Consider the following 15,178-nt stretch of genomic DNA (forward strand, 5'->3'; position numbering starts at 1 on the left):
TCTACGAACAGACGATCTTCTGGGCGCCCGAGGCCTGTCCTACCGTGGTGCCGGTCGCTCGGAGCGCGTCTGTCTCACAAGCCGCCGGCCCGATGCTCCCGCTTACCGAGCTTGCATCGGGCAGCATTAGACAGGCATCGGACGGCTGGCATGCCGTGCTGCGCATTCAGGGAGCGCAACATCAGCTATGGCTGAAAGAGGCCCCGCAGGTGGGTGCCTCTTACGCGGCTGAGCTGCCGCTCGATCCGGACTTTGAGATCCGTGCGCATGCCTCACATCGGCTGTGGCGCGCTATCAACGGTCGTCCACCAGGACCTCCCTTTCATCAGCTTTCGTCGCAAAGGCGCCAACGAATAGCCTTGGCTCTGCGCGCCCTAGACGGGCACATGGAGGGCGCCTCCTATCGCGTCATCGCCGAGGTGCTGTTCGGCCGAAAACGCATCCCTGAGCGCGCCTGGAAAACTCACGAGCTGCGCAGCCGGACGATCCGCCTGGTGCAGGCTGGTATGGCGTTGATGCGCGGCGGCTATCGCGCATTGCTCCGCCCGTCATCTCGCAAGGAATAGGGGTGCCGAAAATCATCTGCCCATCTTCGGCATCCCCCTAGGCACTTTTACTCCGCCATCGTCTCCCTCGACGCGCATTCCAACTCGTTCGCGCGCCAGACGACCACGGAGCCTCTCAAATGCCCGATCCGAACGCCGGCTTGCCGCCGCGGTACCTGCGCACGCCCGAGGCTGCGCGCTTTCTCGGCCTGTCTGGCCGGACACTGGAAAAGCACCGCACCTATGGCACGGGCCCGACCTACCGGAAGCTCGGTGGCCGCGTCGTCTATGCTCTCGACGATCTGAAAGCCTGGGTAGACCGCGGCGCCAAGACGTCGACGAGCGATCCCGGCAGGGGCACGGTTTTGCCTGCCAAGCGGCACACGCCGATCCCCTATGCGGGCAAGGAGCGGCGCTGATGATGGCAGACGGAAACTCTCCTGCACACAATCGGCGTCGATCGGAGCGCGATCAGCTCGATTTGTTTCGTGCGCTGCCCGGCGATCTGGCACCGCGCGACGCGCAAGACCTAATGGCCTATCCGTTCTTCTCGCTGGCTAAATCCAGGCGAATTGTGCCCATCGATTTCCACGCCGGGACGGTAACGATCCGGGTGGAGTCAGTACCGGAACATGGCATGGCGACGATCTGGGACGCGGACGTCTTGATCTGGGCCGCTTCGCAGATTGTGGAAGCCCGTGACGCCGGCCTGAAGACGTCACGGCTGATGGCCGCCACGCCCTACGAGATCCTGACCTTCGTCGGTCGTGGCACCAGCGCGCGTGATTACGACCGCCTCAAGGCTGCACTCGACCGGCTGCAATCGACGACCGTCATGACGTCGATTCGCCAACCGACGGAGCGCCGGCGGCATCGCTTCTCGTGGATTAACGAGTGGAAAGAGACGGCTGATGCCCACGGCAATCCGCGTGGACTGGAGCTGATCTTGCCCGATTGGTTCTACACGGGCGTTCTCAATGAAGCGCTCGTGCTGACGATTGATCGGGCGTATTTCGATCTCACCGGCGGATTGGAGCGCTGGTTGTATCGCCTCGTACGTAAGCACGGCGGCCACCAGCATGGCGGCTGGAGTTTTGATGTGTGCACCTGCACGCCAAGTCAGGCAGCTTGTCGCCGCTCAAACACTTTGCCTACGACCTGCGCCAGATCGCGCACTGCCAGACATTGCCGGGTTATCGGCTCGTCATCACGCACGATCCGAATGGCGCAGAACGATTGAATTTCGCACCTGTCCCGGCCGGCCCGCTTACGCGGCGACTGCGCAAGCGTGGCCTTGCCTCTCCTGAGGGGGATAAGCTGTGAGTTCCATCGTGCTATCAGGGACCAGAACCCTCGTGCCATCGAGGACCCGATCCACGTGCTATCGGGGACGGGAATCAGAGCTAACGCTCTGCTGCGCCAAGATTTTCCACGCCCGTAACTTTACTAACATACTGACACTAACTTCTTGTTGTGAATCAGTACATTGTGAACAAGCTGGCTGCGCGTGCATCGAGGACGCCTCACGCGACGACTCTCTCACGCGCAACGCTTCGCTGCAATGCGATTCTTGCCGCCAACGCACGCGCGCGGGCGCGATCGCGCGCAAATCTACGCGATCACCAGCATCGGCATCACCGCATCACGCTCGTCGCTTTCCTGTTCGGCCGCTCGCTCGTCGAGGAGAACTCGCTAACATCCGTGGTTGGCACGACGGCCACCACAAGCCGGAATCTGGAGAATGGGCGGTCAGGCTAACCAGCGCCGTGCCTGATAGCTTCAAAATTCGTCATGAAGCCGCCGGCAAGAAAAGTTGCGATCTCACCCAAATCCCCGTCTCCCCGGGAGACGCCGCTCCGCCGTGGCGGAAGGAAAAGGCGCGCGTGGAAGCGGCCGGGTCGCGGAGGCCCTTACATCGCCGCAGCGACCCGGCCGCGCTTGCCGCCGGCGCCGAACCGGAAGGTCGTGCCATCCATCCAGATCTTGTGCAGCAGCACGGCGAGCGCACGCGCCACCGCGGTCGCCGCGCGCTTCAGACCCTTCTTCCTGGCCAGCCGCAGGCCCCACAGCCGCAGCTTAAAGTTCTTCGGAATGCGGGTGAGGATCGCGATCGCCGCCTCGTACAGCATCGCCCGCGTCAGCTCGTCGCCACATTTGGAGATGCTGCCGATCCGATCGGTCTGGCCGGATTGATAGCGCCGCGGCGTCAGGCCAAAATGCGCGCCGACGTTGGTCGACTTCTTGAATCGCGCCGGATCGTCGACGGTGGCGCGGAATGTCAGCGCGACCAGCGCGCCGACACCGGGCACGGTCATCATCCGTTGCACCGCGCTGTCGCTCCGCGCCGCCACAAGGACCAGGCGGTGCAGTTTTGCCAGCTGCAGCCGCATCGCGTTGCGGGCGTCCAGCAACGGCGTGACGATGGCTTCCAACTCCTTCTTCCCGGCAACGATCTCGTGCACCCGAGTTGCAAAACGGCCGACCGAGATCTCGCCGACCTTGAGGCCAAATGGCTTGAGCAGGCCGCGGATCATGTTCTCCATGTCGAGCACCTTGCCAAGCAGCGCCTTGCGCCCGACCAGCAGCGCCCGCAGCGTTTGCGCGGCTTCCGACTTGACGTGGACCGCACGGAACCAGCCGGTCCGCATCATCTGCGCAATGCCTTTGGCGTCGTTGCGGTCGGTCTTGTTCAGCATCGCGTTCAGCGCCGCCTTGGCATGCCGGGTCTCGATGCAGATCACCGGGAGGCCCTTTTCGGAAAGCGCCGTGAACAGCCAGGCCGAGTACGAGAACGCCTCCAGCCCGACGCGCTTGAGGTGGATTCCCCACTCCGCCAGGAACAGCTCGATCGCGTCCGGATCGGTCTCGAGTTTCGTCTCCCGGACGACCTTGCCGTCGCCGTCCACCACGCAAATGTTCGTCGCCTCCAGCGACACGTCGAGCCCTGCATAGACGTCCATCATGCGCCTCCGCTGCCGATCGCCGGAACACACCATGCATTCCGTTCGCGAATCGTTGCGAGGCATTTTCGCAGCGGCACGGCCGGCGAGGGGGCACCGGTCAGTACCCCGGCTGACCAGGAATCCTTCGGATTCCTTCTAACGGGTCGGAGTCTGTTGAACCGCGATCGTCAGCGGGAATGCGCTTTGGCGATGCCGGCCGGTCGACGGCTCACCACAGCTGTTCTCTCGCAAGCAATGCATTGCCTTCCAGGTGCAGCGACAGCGCACCGGTTGGCACTTCCCACAAATCTCTCTCAACAACACGGAGCGGTCCGGTGAGCGATCTCACAACCGTTGAAGTATTGTGGCTCGAGAAGCGGATCGAGAACCGAATTCGGTTCGGCAAGCCCGCTTCGGAAAGGGTCATTGACCGTCACCGCCGTGTCCTTTCGTTCGCGCCAGGCAGCATCTTCGCCTTTGTGCGTTGGACCTCCAATGACTTCGGGACGGTGCTATCTCGCATCGATATCTTGCGCGCGCCCAGGCCTGGCCAGCGCTATTCGACCGTTCCTTGGGTTCATCCCGGCGGTGAAAGCCTGCTGCGCTTATCGGGGTGGCCAAAGGTCGAGCGCGTCCTCCAGTTGATCGACGCGGTGGAGGCGCTTGGCATCAATCCCGCCGAAGCGGCGCCTGAGTATTGGCATCACGTTCACAACCGTCTGTCAGTCAACGAAGCGCCTCGAATCTACACCGTTGGGCGTCACCGGGCGTGGCTGCAGCGGCGAAGAGTGGCATTCTGATGCAACGGCTCGTGATCATTCTTGCCATGTGTGGCGCCACAGCTTTGGCTCTGTGGCCAGTCGAAAACACCTCACCGTGGTACATCTGGAACGCGTCGGAGAGCGTACCGATCGGTCTGTATCGCTTGCAAGACGTTGGAAGATTGGATGTCACTCGGCTCGTGGCCGTTCGGCCACCCGAGCCGTTGGCGACCTTCCTCGACCTTAACGGCTATTTGCCGAACGGTCTTCCGATGCTCAAGCGTGTGCTGGCACTGCCAGGACAAACCGTCTGCAGAACGGGACTCACAATCGCCGTCGACGGCATCGAGATGGGCCAGGCGCGAGAGCGCGATGGCCGCGGCCGACCACTGCTGGTCTGGCAGGGCTGCCGCATCCTTGGTGCCGGCGAAATCTTTGTCATGAACGGGCAATCGGCAGACTCTTTTGACGGGCGATATTTCGGACCCATTCCTGCATCCGCCGTTGTCGGCCAAGCGATCCCGGTATGGACTGACGGAGAATGAACATGCTCGCAATAGCAGTCGAACTGAAACTATTCGGCTCGATGCTTTGCAAGGCCAGGGACGCCTCTGCAATGAGTTCTCGCGCAGGAGTCTCGCACGCGTGTTGTTGTGGCCCCGCGCAATGCTGACCAACCCTCGCAGTTCGTCCGTGCTGTCGGATCTTCGTAGGTTCGGAGAGACCAGGGCGGGTCAACGGAGGAGTGCGATATCAACGTGCTGATGGCATATGGGCGACGCCTTCGGCCCGCGCTCTACTCGTCGCTTCGCTCCTCACCGAGCCACCCTGCGGGTGTCTCGGCCCTTCGGGTAACGATCGCTATCGTAAACGCGGAAGTTGGGCCCTGGCAACCAGCGACCGAGGAGGGCCGCGCGTAATCGGTCTGCAGCGGGATGTGCGGCCGCAGCGCAAGTGGTCTGCGCGATGAATGAAGCGCACACTGCGCGCCTTGAGCAACGCGGGAGGCGTGTGATGGAATTCTTCTTTGGTTTGGATGTCGGCATGGACGAGACGGCAATCTGCCTAGTGGACGGCACCGGCAAGGTGGCGCTGGAAGTCGCGGTGGTGACCGATCCGGACGCGATCAAGACGGCGCTCGAGCCGTATCGTGGCCGCTTGCGGCGGCTCGGCCACGAGGCGGGGTCGCTGTCGCCCTGGCTGCACCCGGAACTGTTGAAGCTCGGCTTGCCGGCTGTTTGCCTGGAGACCTTCCACGTCCGCGCCGCGCTGAAGGCGCAGCGCAACAAGACCGACCGGACCGACGCGCTCGGCCTGGCGCATTTGATGCGCACCGGTTGGTTCCGCAAGGCGCACATCAAGAGCGCGGCGTGCTACCGGCTGCGGCTGTTGTTGACGCACCGGCGCAATCTGAAGCGCAAGTTTTTGGATCTGGAGAACGCGATCCGACATTCGCTGAAGGTGTTTGGCATTCGCCTCAGCCATGTTGGCCGCGGCGGATTCGCGCAAGCCGTGCGCGAGGCGGTGGCGGGTGATGCGCTGGTCAGCGAGCTGATCGACGCCATGCTGAACGCGCGCGCGGCGCTGTGGAAGGAGTACTGCCGGCTGCACGATCTCATGGTCAAGCTGGTGGCGAGCCATGAACTGTGCCGGCGCTTCATGCAGATCCCCGGCGTGGGGCCGGTGGCCGCCCTGAGCTTCATGACAGCAGTCGATGATCCTTCGCGCTTCAAAAGGTCGCGCGATGTGGCGGCGTATTTTGGCCTGACCTCGCGGCGCTGGCAGTCCGGCACGTCGATCGACGTGCAGGGGCGGATCAGCAAGGCGGGCGATGCCGACGTGCGGCGGGCGCTCTATGAGGCGGCCAGTGCGTTGCTGACCCGCTTCAAGCGCAAGGACAAGATCAAGACCTGGGGGCTTGCGATCGCCAAGCGCACCAGCCACCGCAAGGCGGTCGTTGCGGTGGCACGCAAGCTTGCGGTGATCATGCATGCGATGTGGGTCGATGGCACGTTTTATTGTGGCGATCCGGGCGCATCGAGGGCGGACGTGAGCGCCCGTGCCGCCGCCAAGGACCGCAAGCTGCTCGGAGCCCATGCATGACCAGCCCGAGCCAGTGGCAGATCAATGACCCGATGACCGCAAGGCTTTGAACACGGAGCTCCGCCACAAGCGGAAGAGACCTGGTGCAGATCAACGACGACGGAACGCACGCTATCTTGCCTGTGGCCACGCACGTGACGTGCAACGTGGACCACGCCGGACTGCCTGTGATGTGGCTCCGTCATGCCGATGGAAAGATGCGCCGCGACGGCGTCCGCGCTGCCCTGCTGCAGCGAGATTATGCCGTCGCTGAGCACGGAAGAGTGCACGGCGCACCGGGACTCGTGGCTGTGGTGGCGCAGCGCGTTCAAGCGTGGCGCAGAGGGCCTTGTCGCAAGCGAGAAAGGAAGCGAGAATGGGTGAGATCAGAGAGACGACACGACCGATTAAGAGGGCAGGATAAAAGCCGCAAGGTGCGGCCGGTCGGTTGGCGCAGGAAACGTCAGCAAATTCCTACGACGCGACAAACATTGCGAGAAGCCGGCACAACTTGCGAACCTCGCCAACGCGTCGTTGCTACTCAGCTTTTGACACCTTGCGTCAGATACGATGACCGGTAACGACGATTTCCGCATCCGTCCGGGCCGCATCCGCTCGACCCGCGCGCCACGGGCAAAATCGTTCTTGGCGCAGGCACTCAAGGCCGCGCAGAAGGCCGGCGGCCTCTCACGGGGGAGCCGCAGCCGTGGCAGCAAGTTCGGGCGCGGTCGCGCGGCGAGCCTTGCCGCCACCCGGCTCCTCAACAACCGCGCCCGGACCGCAATGGTCAAGGGGCGGGTGGTGCGCCGGATGCGATCGCCAGGCGCACTAAGGGCCCATATCGGTTACCTCCAGCGCGACGGCGTCACCCGCGACGGAGCGCCCGGCCGGCTCTTTGACGCAGCAGGCGATAATGCGGACGGCCGCGCGTTCGCCGAACGTTGCGAGGGTGACCGGCATCATTTCAGGTTTATCGTGTCTCCCGACGATGCTTCCGAGCTCACGAGCTTGCGCAGTTTCACCCGCGAGCTCATGGATCAGGCCTCCCGCGATCTCGGCACCCGGCTCGACTGGGTGGCGATCGACCATTGGAATACTGAGCATCCGCATATCCACGTCCTCGTGCACGGCCGCGCCGACGACGGAAAAGACCTCGTCATCAGTCGCGACTATATCGCGACGGGCTTGCGCGCCCGCGCCGGCGATCTCGTTACCCGCGAACTCGGCCCACGGTCGGAACTCGAGGTCCGCCGCAGCCTTGAAGCAGAGGTGACTACTGAGCGCTGGACCAGGCTCGACCGGGCATTAGACCGGGAAGCGGGGGCGGCGGACGGAGTGATCGATTTCAGGCCGAACCGGGATGCAGCGCGCGACCCATTCCGGGAGATCCGGATCGGGCGGATGCGGACACTTGAAAGATTGGGCCTGGCCGAACCCGCTGGTCCCGCGCGCTGGGTGCTGCCCGCGGATGCGGAGCTGCGCCTGCGTGCGCTCGGCGAACGCGGTGATATCATCAAGCGGCTGCACAAGAGCTTGGCCAATGATGGTGCGACCCGTGCGCCCTCATCCTGGGCGCTCGAAGGCGAACGGCATGGAGAGCCGGTGATCGGCCGGCTTATCGCGCGCGGGCTCGGCGACGAGCTCAAGGGCACCGCCTTTGCCATTGTCGACGGCATCGACGGGCGCGTGCATCACCTCAAACTCCCCGACATTGACGCGGCCGGCGACGGGCCGATCGGCGGGATCGTGGAACTTCGGCGCTTCGAGGACTCGCGCGGCCGAACACGTATCGCGCTCGCCGTGCGCTCGGACCTGAACATCGATCAGCAGGTCGCGGCGGAGGGCGCCACCTGGCTGGACCGGCAACTCGTGGCCCGCGAGCCTGCCGGGCTGTCGCGCGCTGGCTTTGGCGCCGAGGTCCGCACCGCGCTCGACCGGCGGATTGACGCGTTGGCTGAGCAGGGGCTCGCTCGCCGGGCAGGTGGAAAGGTTACGCTTGGCCGCAGCCTGATCGAGACCCTGCGGCGCCGTGAGCTTGATGCGGTCGGACGGCGTCTGGCCGAGGAGACGGGGCTTGCGCACTTGCCAAGCGAGCCCGGCGCGCCGGCGTCTGGAGTTTACCAGCGCAGGCTGTCCTTGGCCTCTGGCCGTTTCGCCATGATCGACAATGGTCTCGGCTTCCAGCTTGTCCCTTGGGCGCCTTCGCTCGAGCGCGAACTGGGGAAACAGGTGAGCGGCATCGCCGGTCCCGGCAGTGTCGACTGGAGTTTTGGGCGCAAACGTGGGCTATCGCTCTGAATCCGCCGATCTCCGCGCTACGGTGCGCGCGAATACGATGCCGAGGACGCTATGCTTGTCGCCCCTTGCGAATGGCCCCAACAGCTCCGCCATGTCCGCAACCAAGATCCTCTGGGGCCAGCTGATATCAGTCTCGATAGTCGTGTTCACGTTCCTGTGGGTAGCGACCGAGTGGACCGCCTGGCGCCTCGCCTTTCAGCCGCAGCTTGGACCACCTTGGTTCATGATCGGGCCTTGGCCGATATATCAGCCGTTCAGCTTCTTTGCCTGGTGGTTCAAGTTCGACGCCTACGCTCCGGCGATCTTCCTGCAGGGTGGGGTCATTGCCGCAAGCGGTGGGTTCGCCGCCATCGCTATCGCAATCGTGCTTTCGGTGTTGCGGGCGAAGGAGGCGAGGGACGTCACCACCTACGGCTCGGCTCGGTGGGCGGATGCCCGCGAGGTCAGGCGCGCAGGACTCTTGGGAAACGATGGCGTCGTGCTTGGCCGGTTTCAGGGCCGGTATATCAGGCATGACGGGCCAGAACATGTGCTCTGCTTTGCTCCAACGCGCTCGGGCAAGGGTGTCGGCCTGGTCATCCCAACCCTTCTGACCTGGCCCGGCTCGACGATTGTCCACGACATCAAGGGTGAGAATTTTGCCATTACCGCGGGTTGGCGGGCTCGTTTCGGGCCCGTGCTTCTCTTCGATCCGACGAACGGGGCGAGCGCCGCCTACAATCCGCTGCTCGAGATCCGACGCGGCGACTGCGAGGTGCGTGACGCCCAGAACATCGCCGACATCCTGGTTGACCCCGAGGGCGCACTTGAGCGCCGCAATCATTGGGAGAAGACCAGCCATTCGCTGCTGGTGGGCGCGATCCTGCATGTCCTCTACGCCGAAGCCGACAGGACGCTCGCCGGCGTCGCCAATTTTCTCTCCGACCCGTCCCGCCCGATCGAGGCGACGCTCAACGCGATGCTGGCGACCCCGCATCTTGGGATCAGCGTTCATCCCGTCGTCGCGTCGGCTGCCCGCGAGCTTCTCAACAAGAGCGAGAACGAGCGCTCAGGTGTGCTATCAACCACGATGAGCTTCCTTGGGCTCTATCGGGATCCCGTCGCCGCCAAAGTCACTGGTCGCTGCGACTGGCGCATCCGCGATCTGATGGACGGACCTCGACCCGTCTCGCTCTACCTCGTCGTGCCGCCGTCCGACATTGTCCGCACAAAACCCCTGATGCGGCTCATCCTCAATCAGATCGGGCGGCGATTGACCGAGAGCCTGGATCCCGACCGGCGCCGGCAAAAACTCCTGCTGATGCTCGATGAGTTCCCTGCGCTTGGCCGGCTCGATTTCTTCGAAACCCAGCTCGCCTTTATGGCAGGCTACGGGATTCGCAGCTTCATGATTACTCAGAGCTTGAATCAACTCGAACGCGCCTATGGGCCAAATCACGCAATCCTCGACAATTGCCATGTTCGAATCGCTTTCTCGACCAACGACGAACGGACCGCCAAGCGTGTGTCGGATGCTCTGGGGACCGCGACCGAGTTGCGCGCGATGAAGAATTATGCGGGGCATCGCTTAAGCCCATGGCTTGGACATCTGATGGTGAGCCGTCAGGAGACCTCTCGGCCGCTGCTCACGCCGGGTGAGGTCATGCAGCTCTCACCCAAAGAGGCCATCGTGATGATTTCCGGGGTGCACCCGGTGCGCGCCACCAAGGTGCGCTACTACGAGGATCCGCAGTTTCAGCAAAGGGTGTTGAACCCACCACGCTCCGAATTGATCATCTTGCCTGCACGACAGGACGACTGGTCGAGCCGTCCTCCAATTCTGCCTTCAATGGAGTTGCTCACGCGGCAGAAGGGCAGGGGCGGCGACCCGAATGGCGGTCTTCGCCGCGAGCCGGAATTGCCGCAGCATGAGGAGGTCGTGATCGAGACACCCCTCGCCGAACACGAGTTTGACGCCGGCCCTCATGACGGAGACGCCGATACTGTGCAGGCACTGGCGCTGAACCGGTCCATGCAAGGCATCGCGCGTGCTGTCAGCCTCGACCCCGATGATGGTATGGAGCTTTGAGCGGATCGAGATGAAAAAGGTCCAGCTCAGCATCTACCTCGATCCCGAGACCTTCAGGACGCTGGATGCCTTCGCAAAGCGCCGTGGCCAACCCAAGTCGCTGGTCGCCGAGGCCGCGATCGGCTCATTCCTTTCGCCTGACGAGTCCGACCGGCGCGAGGCCGCCATTGCCAAGCGTCTGGATCGGATTGCGCGGCTGCTCGAACGTCTCGAACGCAACGACACCGTGACGCTTGAGACGATCGCGCTGTTCATACGCTTCTGGCTGACGTCGACGCCAGCCTTGCCCGAGCAGTCTAGTGCCCCCGCGCGCGCGAAGGGCGCCGAGCGCTACGATCACTTTGTTGAAGCACTTGGACGGCGGCTCTCCAGCGGATCAACCGTCCTGAAGGAAGTGAGCAGCGACTTGCAGGCGTCTGGCACGCCCGAGTAGGCGATTTCGGCAGCGAGCTGCTTGGCAGGCAAGAAGTCTTCGCCGCGCCAAGGATCAACCCGCCATTTCCTTCTTTCGTTACGCCAGACTACGCCCTCGGACTTCCTGCAGTTGAAGTAGCGGCCTTCCTGCTCCTTCTGTCGTCCCATCGTCGCTGGGGCAATCACTGTCATCTGTCGCGAGTTTCGAGCGCACGCTTCGCATGCGGGCGCAAGATCTTCGTGCATTCGGGGAGGTCGACCGTGGGTATCGACGCTGAACTCGACGGAATAAACGGGGCAAGTTTGGGACTAGCCACTCTAGCCGTGCGACCAGCACAGGAGAGCCCTGCTGTAACCAAAAAGGTCACGGTTAAGCTCACCGAACAACTTATCAAGCGGCTGGAAGCTGCCACCGACCGTCCTGGCGTTGGCAAAAGCATGGTGGTGGAAGCTGCTCTCGAGCGGTTTCTTGATCCGGCCCCACCAATCGAAGGGCTCATTCACGAGGCTCTCGCGCGTATCACAAGCCAGCTCGAGCGTCTGGACGGCGACCTCCGGACCATTGCCGAAACGGTCTCGCTACACGCCCGATATCACCTGACCGTTACGCCCACCATGCCTCAACCACAACAGCGAGAGGCGTGTGCGGTCGGCCAGGAACGGTTCATTGCCTTGGCCGAGCAGGTCGACCGGCGCGTTCGGTCGGGAAGATCCTTGATGCGGGAGGCGATTGAGCAGGTCAATGCGCCTGGACCTGATGCCTCTCCGATTGACAACGCTTCGCTTGTGTCGGCTCATAGCGACCAGGAGGCGCCCCCTGCTACCGTCCCCTACGCAACTGCCGACCTGAACGCTGCCGTCGAGGAGGACGGCAGCAACCGCAACTTTCGGCATCTGCCAAACGCATTCTGCTAAATCGGCGAGCGCTTCCGATTGCATCGCGCGCGCCGCGATGAGGGCTTCACCGCTCAAGCAAAGTCACCCCGAATGCGAGCGACTTCCGACTTGGCGCCTGATCGCGTGTGTCTTTCTTCCTTTCGCCGCGGGGTACTATCTCTCCTACCTGTTCCGCACGATCAACACGTTGATCTCTGGGTCGCTCTCAGCTGAATTGGGACTCGATGCAGCCAACCTTGGGCTGCTGACGTCGGTATACTTTCTGGTGTTTGGAGCGGTTCAGATTCCAATCGGGGCGCTGTTGGACCGTTTTGGCCCACGTCGCGTACAGAGTATGCTCCTGATTGTGGCCGCCGCCGGGGCGGCACTGTTTGCGACGTCAACGAACCTTCTGGGGCTTCTGATTGCCCGCGCATTGATCGGGCTTGGGGTGGCTGCCGCATTGATGGCCGGGCTCAAGGCTATCGTCACCTGGTTCCCACGAGAACGCGTCCCCCTTATCAATGGCTACATGATCATGCTGGGCGCACTGGGTGGGGTGACGGCAACGGCGCCGGCCGAATGGCTAATGGCCCACACAGGCTGGCGCGGGCTGTTCGAGCTTTCGGCAGCCGCGACGCTCGCTGCGGCTCTCCTGATCTTCCTGGCGGTCCCCGAAGCTGCGCGTCCAGTAGTGACGCGGCGGCCGCCCCTGAGAGCGATCTACAGGGATCCCCGCTTCTGGCGAATAGCACCGCTTTCCGCAAGCTGTATCGGGTCCGCCTGGTCGTTGCAGGGCCTGTGGGCCGCCCCTTGGCTTACGGACGTCGAAGGTCTCAACCGCGAAGCCTTGATTATCCAGCTCTTTCTGATGGCAATCGGAATTTGTTTCGGTGCCTTGTTGCTCGGGACGATAGCTGACCGATTGCGCAGACGTGGGATAGCGATGGAGAACTTGTTCGCGGCGGTCGTAGGGTTGTTTGTGATTGCCGAACTCGCATTGATCGTGCGCCTGTCGTTGCCGTCCCAATTGCCGTGGTTTGTCATTTCGATTGTCAGCGCGGCAACAGTCCTCAGCTTTGCGATCATGGCGGAATACTTCCCAAGCGAACTCGCCGCTCGGGCCAATGGCAGCTTGAACGTGCTTCATTTCGGGTGGGCGTTCGTGGTCCAGTACGCAACCGGGCTCATTCTGGAGCAGTGGACTCCCCAGGACGGCCACTATCCCGCCATCGCCTATCAGGTCGCATTCGCTGTCAGCGTTGCTGTACAGATCATGGCATTGGCTTGGTTCGTGGTCCCATGGCTTCGTTCTATGGATTGGCGAGCGCGGGCATACTTTCTTCGCGATCTTGTGAGTAACACAGTCCCAGTTGAGGCACTTATTGCCTCGACTGAGATTGGTATGTTCGAACCGCATGAAAGCGGCGAGTGGTGAGGAAAGCCTCGCTACCTCGTTCACAATCGTCACCAATGGCGCAGCTCACGCGCCCGCACAGCGCATCTTGGCGGACCTTTCTTTTCCTACGCTAGCCTGCGAACACCGCACGCCCTTGTTGCGCCAATCGAGTGTCTGCTTTTTCTAATGATCCCCATCTGAGGGCGCTTTGGGACCCTCAGCTCCTTGGGGGTCTGGGTGACAATCCATTCGTTTCAGCCGGAGGTCAGCTCGCGCGGAGCACGCATGCTGCGCACGGCGCTTGGGCCCGCAATCGCGCGATTCTTGGAAGACCCGTCAATTGTCGAGGTGATGCTCAATCCCGATGGCCGGCTATGGATTGATCGGCTGTCGAGCGGGTTGAGCGACACTGGCGAAACCCTGACCGCCTCCGACGGTGAGCGGATCATTCGGTTGGTCGCGCACCACGTTGGCGCCGAGGTTTATGCTGGGGCGCCTCGCGTCTCGGCCGAATTGCCGGAGACCGGGGAACGATTTGAGGGTTTGCTGCCGCCGGTGGTTGCCGCGCCAGTGTTCGCGATCCGCAAGCCGGCAGTGGCGGTGTTCACGCTCGAAGACTACGTCGCGGCCGGGATCATGACCGCAGATCAGGCCGCCGCCTTGCGAACTGCAGTCATGGCGCGACGGAACATTCTGGTGGCCGGCGGTACATCGACAGGGAAGACGACGCTGACGAACGCGCTCCTTGCCGAAGTCGCCAAGACCGGCGACCGAGTCGTTCTTATCGAAGATACACGCGAGCTTCAGTGCAAGACGCCGAACCTGGTGGCTCTGCGCACCAAGGACGGCGTGGTCTCGCTGTCCGATCTTGTCCGTTCCTCGCTTCGCCTGCGGCCCGATCGCATTCCGATTGGCGAGGTCCGCGGGGCTGAAGCGCTCGACCTGCTTAAGGCCTGGGGCACCGGCCACCCCGGCGGAATCGGTACCATCCACGCGGGTACTGCGCTTGGTGCATTGCGCCGTCTTGAGCAACTCATCCAGGAAGCCGTCGTCACTGTACCGCGCGCGCTGATCGCCGAAACCGTCAACGTGATTGCCGTGCTCGCTGGCCGTGGTGCCGAGCGCCGCCTCGCCGAACTCGCCTGTGTAGCCGGGTTAGGGGCGTCGGGCGACTACAGCCTTTCAGCAATTGGAGATCGGTCATGAGCGTTCGATCCTTTCCCGGGCTCGGCATCCGTTCGGCCACGGCGATTGCAGCGTTCTGCTCGCTCAGTGTTCCGGCTTGGGCCGCCGGCTCCAACATGCCCTGGGAGCAGCCGCTCAACCAGATCCTGCAATCGGTTGAAGGACCGGTAGCCAAGATCATCGCTGTCATCATCATCATCGTGACTGGGCTCTCGCTCGCATTCGGCGATACGTCAGGCGGCTTCCGGCGGCTGATCCAGATCGTGTTTGGTCTGTCAATCGCCTTCGCCGCATCGAGCTTCTTCCTCTCGTTTTTCTCCTTCGGCGGCGGCGTGGTGATCTGATGGACGAGCAAGTACCAGGCTTTGTCGCGACCGTGCACCGCGCGCTCACCGAGCCGATCCTGCTGGGCGGCGCTCCACGCTCGGTCGCGATCGTCAACGGCACATTGGCCGCGGCACTCGGCCTCGGGCTTCGCCTTTGGCTGGCCGGCCTTCTGCTCTGGTTCATCGGCCACTTAGCGGCCGTTTGGGCCGCCAAGCGCGATCCTAACTTCGTCGAGGTCGTGCGCCGGCACGTTCGCATTCCCGGTCTCCTCAACACGTGAA

At 63.0% G+C, this 15,178-nt stretch carries 14 protein-coding genes and 1 pseudogene; 14 read left to right on the forward strand and 1 reads right to left on the reverse strand.

Annotated elements, in window-relative coordinates; translation table 11 throughout:
- Positions 1-92 precede the first annotated feature (92 nt).
- The 3 genes and pseudogenes from ACVWY3_RS02955 to ACVWY3_RS02965 all read left to right on the forward strand — a co-directional run bounded on the left by ACVWY3_RS02955 (position 93) and on the right by ACVWY3_RS02965 (position 1,868).
- Positions 93-566 (forward strand): DUF2285 domain-containing protein, encoded by a 474-nt coding sequence (locus ACVWY3_RS02955; RefSeq protein WP_456837111.1) that lies wholly within the window; start codon positions 93-95, stop codon positions 564-566.
- A gap of 119 nt (positions 567-685) precedes the next feature.
- Positions 686-964 carry a helix-turn-helix transcriptional regulator gene (locus tag ACVWY3_RS02960; protein ID WP_456837112.1) on the forward strand — a complete coding sequence of 93 codons (279 nt, stop codon included), beginning with the start codon at positions 686-688 and terminating at the stop codon, positions 962-964.
- 2 nt (positions 965-966) lie between these two features.
- A pseudogene (locus ACVWY3_RS02965) lies at positions 967-1,868 on the forward strand (replication initiator protein A).
- 587 nt (positions 1,869-2,455) lie between these two features.
- On the opposite strand, the gene ACVWY3_RS02970 reads toward ACVWY3_RS02965, so the two are convergent.
- Positions 2,456-3,505 carry an IS110 family RNA-guided transposase gene (locus ACVWY3_RS02970; RefSeq protein WP_456837113.1) on the reverse strand — a complete coding sequence of 350 codons (1,050 nt, stop codon included), beginning with the start codon at positions 3,503-3,505 and terminating at the stop codon, positions 2,456-2,458.
- A 317-nt stretch (positions 3,506-3,822) separates the two neighbouring features.
- On the opposite strand from ACVWY3_RS02970, the gene ACVWY3_RS02975 reads away from it, so the two are divergent.
- From ACVWY3_RS02975 to ACVWY3_RS03025, 11 genes are all read left to right on the forward strand, one after another.
- Positions 3,823-4,287, forward strand: coding sequence for a DUF2840 domain-containing protein (locus ACVWY3_RS02975; RefSeq protein ID WP_456837114.1), 465 nt, complete (start codon positions 3,823-3,825; stop codon positions 4,285-4,287).
- Positions 4,287-4,793 (forward strand): S26 family signal peptidase, encoded by a 507-nt coding sequence (locus ACVWY3_RS02980; RefSeq protein ID WP_456837115.1) that lies wholly within the window; start codon positions 4,287-4,289, stop codon positions 4,791-4,793. Before ACVWY3_RS02975 ends, ACVWY3_RS02980 begins: the two co-directional genes overlap by 1 nt.
- 469 nt (positions 4,794-5,262) lie before the next feature.
- Positions 5,263-6,351, forward strand: coding sequence for an IS110 family RNA-guided transposase (locus ACVWY3_RS02985; RefSeq protein ID WP_456837116.1), 1,089 nt, complete (start codon positions 5,263-5,265; stop codon positions 6,349-6,351).
- A gap of 549 nt (positions 6,352-6,900) precedes the next feature.
- On the forward strand, positions 6,901-8,628 hold the full coding sequence (locus ACVWY3_RS02990; protein ID WP_456837117.1) for a relaxase/mobilization nuclease domain-containing protein: 1,728 nt from the start codon (positions 6,901-6,903) through the stop codon (positions 8,626-8,628).
- Between the two features lie 91 nt (positions 8,629-8,719).
- Positions 8,720-10,696 carry a conjugal transfer protein TraG gene (locus ACVWY3_RS02995; RefSeq protein WP_456837118.1) on the forward strand — a complete coding sequence of 659 codons (1,977 nt, stop codon included), beginning with the start codon at positions 8,720-8,722 and terminating at the stop codon, positions 10,694-10,696.
- 10 nt (positions 10,697-10,706) lie between these two features.
- A complete protein-coding gene (locus tag ACVWY3_RS03000; protein WP_456837119.1) occupies positions 10,707-11,129 on the forward strand; it encodes a CopG family transcriptional regulator in 423 nt (140 codons plus the stop codon).
- A gap of 242 nt (positions 11,130-11,371) precedes the next feature.
- Positions 11,372-12,025, forward strand: coding sequence for a hypothetical protein (locus tag ACVWY3_RS03005; RefSeq protein WP_456837120.1), 654 nt, complete (start codon positions 11,372-11,374; stop codon positions 12,023-12,025).
- A 37-nt stretch (positions 12,026-12,062) separates the two neighbouring features.
- Positions 12,063-13,424: an MFS transporter gene (locus ACVWY3_RS03010; protein ID WP_456837121.1), complete on the forward strand. Its 1,362-nt coding sequence runs from the start codon at positions 12,063-12,065 to the stop codon at positions 13,422-13,424.
- Positions 13,425-13,670: 246 nt separating this feature from the next.
- Positions 13,671-14,591 carry a P-type conjugative transfer ATPase TrbB gene (trbB, locus tag ACVWY3_RS03015; RefSeq protein ID WP_456837122.1) on the forward strand — a complete coding sequence of 307 codons (921 nt, stop codon included), beginning with the start codon at positions 13,671-13,673 and terminating at the stop codon, positions 14,589-14,591.
- Positions 14,588-14,914, forward strand: a complete 327-nt coding sequence (locus tag ACVWY3_RS03020; RefSeq protein ID WP_456837123.1) for a TrbC/VirB2 family protein — start codon at positions 14,588-14,590, stop codon at positions 14,912-14,914. Before trbB ends, ACVWY3_RS03020 begins: the two co-directional genes overlap by 4 nt.
- The gene (locus ACVWY3_RS03025; protein ID WP_456837124.1) at positions 14,914-15,177 is read left to right on the forward strand and encodes a VirB3 family type IV secretion system protein; all 264 of its coding nucleotides are present in this window, start codon (positions 14,914-14,916) and stop codon (positions 15,175-15,177) included. The genes ACVWY3_RS03020 and ACVWY3_RS03025 overlap by 1 nt, the downstream gene beginning before the upstream one ends.
- The last annotated feature ends 1 nt before the right edge of the window (position 15,178 follow it).

This window comes from Bradyrhizobium sp. USDA 4486, assembly GCF_054057995.1.

Excerpts from the sequence above, each read along its gene's own strand:
- ACVWY3_RS02955 (WP_456837111.1), top strand. The coding sequence starts at position 93 with ATGCTCCCGCTTACCGAGCTTGCATCGGGCAGCATTAGACAGGCATCG.
- ACVWY3_RS02960 (WP_456837112.1), top strand. The coding sequence starts at position 686 with ATGCCCGATCCGAACGCCGGCTTGCCGCCGCGGTACCTGCGCACGCCC.
- ACVWY3_RS02970 (WP_456837113.1), bottom strand. The coding sequence starts at position 3,505 with ATGGACGTCTATGCAGGGCTCGACGTGTCGCTGGAGGCGACGAACATT.
- ACVWY3_RS02980 (WP_456837115.1), top strand. The coding sequence starts at position 4,287 with ATGCAACGGCTCGTGATCATTCTTGCCATGTGTGGCGCCACAGCTTTG.
- ACVWY3_RS02985 (WP_456837116.1), top strand. The coding sequence starts at position 5,263 with ATGGAATTCTTCTTTGGTTTGGATGTCGGCATGGACGAGACGGCAATC.
- ACVWY3_RS02990 (WP_456837117.1), top strand. The coding sequence starts at position 6,901 with ATGACCGGTAACGACGATTTCCGCATCCGTCCGGGCCGCATCCGCTCG.
- ACVWY3_RS02995 (WP_456837118.1), top strand. The coding sequence starts at position 8,720 with ATGTCCGCAACCAAGATCCTCTGGGGCCAGCTGATATCAGTCTCGATA.
- ACVWY3_RS03000 (WP_456837119.1), top strand. The coding sequence starts at position 10,707 with ATGAAAAAGGTCCAGCTCAGCATCTACCTCGATCCCGAGACCTTCAGG.
- ACVWY3_RS03010 (WP_456837121.1), top strand. The coding sequence starts at position 12,063 with ATGAGGGCTTCACCGCTCAAGCAAAGTCACCCCGAATGCGAGCGACTT.
- trbB (WP_456837122.1), top strand. The coding sequence starts at position 13,671 with ATGCTGCGCACGGCGCTTGGGCCCGCAATCGCGCGATTCTTGGAAGAC.
- ACVWY3_RS03020 (WP_456837123.1), top strand. The coding sequence starts at position 14,588 with ATGAGCGTTCGATCCTTTCCCGGGCTCGGCATCCGTTCGGCCACGGCG.
- ACVWY3_RS03025 (WP_456837124.1), top strand. The coding sequence starts at position 14,914 with ATGGACGAGCAAGTACCAGGCTTTGTCGCGACCGTGCACCGCGCGCTC.